This window comes from Aerococcus sp. L_32 (assembly GCF_050689315.1).
Window position 1 is genome coordinate 1 of sequence record NZ_JBOEQF010000223.1, and the last position, 3,438, is coordinate 3,438.

Annotated in this window: 4 protein-coding genes; 3 read left to right on the forward strand and 1 reads right to left on the reverse strand. The window is 41.0% G+C overall.

Annotated elements, in window-relative coordinates; genetic code table 11:
- From ACRCJ0_RS10790 to ACRCJ0_RS10800, 3 genes are all read left to right on the forward strand, one after another.
- Window positions 1-355 (forward strand): GatB/YqeY domain-containing protein (locus ACRCJ0_RS10790; RefSeq protein ID WP_431390436.1); only part of this gene is annotated, 355 nt, incomplete at its 5' end.
- Window positions 356-808: 453 nt separating this feature from the next.
- Window positions 809-1,597, forward strand: coding sequence for an SDR family NAD(P)-dependent oxidoreductase (locus tag ACRCJ0_RS10795; RefSeq protein ID WP_431387329.1), 789 nt, complete (start codon window positions 809-811; stop codon window positions 1,595-1,597).
- Between the two features lie 20 nt (window positions 1,598-1,617).
- Entirely contained in the window at window positions 1,618-2,382 is a 765-nt protein-coding gene (locus tag ACRCJ0_RS10800) for a 2-keto-4-pentenoate hydratase (RefSeq protein WP_431390437.1), read from the forward strand.
- Between the two features lie 84 nt (window positions 2,383-2,466).
- Here the strand turns inward: ACRCJ0_RS10800 and ACRCJ0_RS10805 are convergent, their stop codons facing one another.
- On the reverse strand, window positions 2,467-3,417 hold the full coding sequence (locus tag ACRCJ0_RS10805) for a phosphoglycerate dehydrogenase (RefSeq protein WP_431390438.1): 951 nt from the start codon (window positions 3,415-3,417) through the stop codon (window positions 2,467-2,469).
- Window positions 3,418-3,438 lie beyond the last annotated feature (21 nt).

Here is a 3,438-nt window from a genome sequence, read left to right on the forward strand (position 1 = left end):
GGCAGCAGTTCAAAATGCTGAAATTAACAAGGGAAGTGCATTGTCTGAAGATGAAGAAATTGAACTTTTGGCTCGCGAGTTGAAGCAACGAAAAGAGTCGGAAGCAGAATTCCGTCAAGCAGACCATGTAGAACTAGCAGATAACGCAGTTGCTGAAATCGCGATTATCGGAGAATACTTGCCTGCACAATTATCAGAGGCTGAATTAGACGAAGGTGTCAAACAAGTCATTGACGAAGTTGGCGCTACATCTATGAAGGACTTTGGTAAAGTCATGCAAACTGCTGTGGCCAAATTTAAAGGTCAAGCAGATGGTAATGCAATCCAAACAGTAGCAAAAAAATATTTGGGTTAATGAATCTAGATCTGAGAGGGAAGTCTTCGGACTTCCTTTTTTGTTGGCCAAAATATTGCCTCCCGTAATTTAAATGAGAAAATAATTAAAAATAAATTAAAATCACCTTGCACTTACATCTTATTTTTGATAAATTGTAGTTAGCAATATGAAAGGAGTGACAACAATGCGCCAATTTAGAATATCTTCCAAATATATCATGCATGCTGGCGTATTTGTTGCGTCTCCATTTAATCTAAAACAAGATTTATTATTATTAGCTAAGTAGGATTCTTCTCTAGGAGAGTCCTTTTCCACGTGAAGCGGGCTCTAGCTAATAAAACGGCGGCCTGTTAACGGTCGTCGTTTTTTATTAGGTGATGGCAAAAGTAGTGAAGGATAATACGAGTCTGGAAATTAAGTGGAGCCTTTTTTCAATTCAATAAAAACTTAAAAGATGAAGGGGCGATTTTGATGGATTTAGGACTAAAAGGTAAAGTAGCAGTCATTACGGGGGCAAGTAGAGGTATCGGATTTGAAACAGCGAAAACATTGGCTGAGGAAGGCGCGCAAGTTGTGATTACTGCTCGTCATAAGGACCGGTTAATTGAGGCACAAACAGCCATTAAAGAAGCGACAGGGGTTCAAGTGGATTACGCAGTAGCTGACGTCACAGATTTACCTGCTGTCCAAAAGGCCATCGCGGACACAGCGGCCAAATACGGAACTATTGATATCTTAGTGAACAATGCGGGTGGACATAGAGCGGGCTCTTTTGAAGAAGTAGACAATGATGCATGGCGGTTTGACTTGGAAATCAAAATCATTGGTGTAGCAAACTTTACCCGTGAGGTATTGCCCTATATGCGTAAACAAGCTTCAGGTTCAATTATTAGCGTGGTTTCAAATTCTGGTAAGACGCCAGGTCCTAAGTCTGTACCAACTTCACCAGCCCGTTCAGCTGGTTTAGCTGTCATCAAGGAATTGAGTAAGGAATACGGTGAATACAATATTCGTGCAAATGCGGTATGTATTGGTTATATCCGCAGTGAACAGGTTGAGAAGATGTGGCAAAATGACCCAGAAAATCCAACTTGGGAAGAGTTTTCAAAGCAAAAGGCCAAAGATACGCATACGCCAATGGGCCGTGTTGGTGAAACAACAGAAGCTGCTAAAGTGATTAGCTTCCTTGCTTCAGATGCCGCCTCATATGTGAGTGGTGCAGCTGTAAATATTGACGGTGGCGCATCAGACGCTATGTAATTCTAAGGAGAAAAAAGCTTATGATGGATCAAGAAATTATTCACGCTAGTAAGACACTATATCAAGCAGACAATGAAAAAGTACCTGTACCATACGGAAAATTTGGCATTGTCAACGAAGAAGACGGCTACCGAGTGCAACAAGCTGTTTTAGATTTAAGAAAAGCGGCTGGTGAAAAGGTTGCAGGTTATAAAATTTCCTTGTCGGCAAAAATTCAGCAGTCATTTTTTAAGACCACAACGCCATTATACGGCGTCATGACAGACAAAGGTGTTTGGGATTCGGATATGGACCTGAGCAAATTTATGGGTCCTTTGTTAGAATTTGAAGTCATATTCAAGGCTGAAGAAACCATTTCGCCTGACGACTCAGTAGAAACCATTATGTCTAAATGCAAGGTGGCGACAGGCTATGAAATTCCTGATTGCCGGTATGACAACTGGTACGGAAACATTTCAAAATTTGAATTGATTGCCGATGGGGCAGCCAATGCAGGTGTAGTGGCCGGTGAATATGTCAAACGGACTTATCAAGAAATTGATGATGTGATGGGGACAGTAACAGTAGATGGTCAACTATATACCCAAGGTTCTTCAAAAGAGGTGATGGGCCACCCAGCTTATTCAGTCCAATGGTTGGCACAAAAATTAGCTGAAACAGGCAAAGCTATTGAACCAGGAATGTTTGTGGCTTCAGGTGCCGTTAATATGCCAAAAGTTATTAAACCAGGCGTTTATGTTGGCCAATTTGAAGGTCTACCTCCAGTTACGCTAAACGCTAAATAAAGGCAAAATAAAATCAAAAAAGCATTTGCTATTTCGAAATTTAGGAAAGCAAATGCTTTTATTGTCTATTTGAATCAAATTTTCTTAATAGCCTTTTTCTTTAGAAACGACATTGACGGCTAAATCACCGTTTTCTACGTAAGCTTTTAAGTTAGCTTGGAATATTTTATATGTTTCGATGGCAAAGTGTTCTACTTGACCAGTCATATGCGGTGTTACATCAATTTTTTCATGGGCCCAGAAAGGATGTTCTGCCGGCAGTGGCTCTTCTCTAAAGACATCAAGGGCTGCATAGGCAATGTCACCTTGATCAATAGCTTCGATTAGGTCCCCGTCTACAATGGCAGAACCACGACCCACATTAATAAATAAGGGGCTTTTTTCTTGACGACCGAAATATGTAGCATCAAACACGTTTTGTGTGGCGTCTGTTTCTGGTAGGACGTTGACGATGATATTGGCATCGGTCACTTGTTCAAAGCCGTCCGCTGTTTTAACCGTTTGATTAAAGTGGTCTACTTCACGCCCTGATGTATTCACTCCGACTGTTTCTAAACCGAATGCTTGTCCGATACGAGCGATTTCTTTCCCTACATTACCGGCACCAAACACGACCATTTTCTTTTCAGGCAAAGACATGTGTTGGGCATATGCCCAATGTTGTTTTTCTTCACGCGCCTTATAAATATGTAAACTCCGGTAGTAGTTCAAGATGTAACCAAAAACTGTCTCTGCAATCGGTGTCGCATGAATCCCACTCATGTTTGTGATTTGAATCTTTTCATCAGCAACGATTTCTTTAGGTAATTGATTGATGCCAGCGAATTGGACTTGGATCCAGCGAAGGCTATCATAACCATTTGCTGCATATTTTTCAGCTAAATCAGCATCCCAGCCATATTGAATTTCAATATTGGGGAAGTCTGTGTCGGTCAACTCATCCGCCATTTTTATCTGGTAATCATTTGCTAAGGCTTTGATATCGTCAATTTGCCAATCCTTTACACGGTTTGCGATGGCTAATATTTTTTGCATAGTGTGCGCCTCCCTAAAGCA

Excerpts from the sequence above, each read along its gene's own strand:
- ACRCJ0_RS10805 (WP_431390438.1), bottom strand. The coding sequence starts at position 3,417 with ATGCAAAAAATATTAGCCATCGCAAACCGTGTAAAGGATTGGCAAATT.
- ACRCJ0_RS10795 (WP_431387329.1), top strand. The coding sequence starts at position 809 with ATGGATTTAGGACTAAAAGGTAAAGTAGCAGTCATTACGGGGGCAAGT.
- ACRCJ0_RS10800 (WP_431390437.1), top strand. The coding sequence starts at position 1,618 with ATGATGGATCAAGAAATTATTCACGCTAGTAAGACACTATATCAAGCA.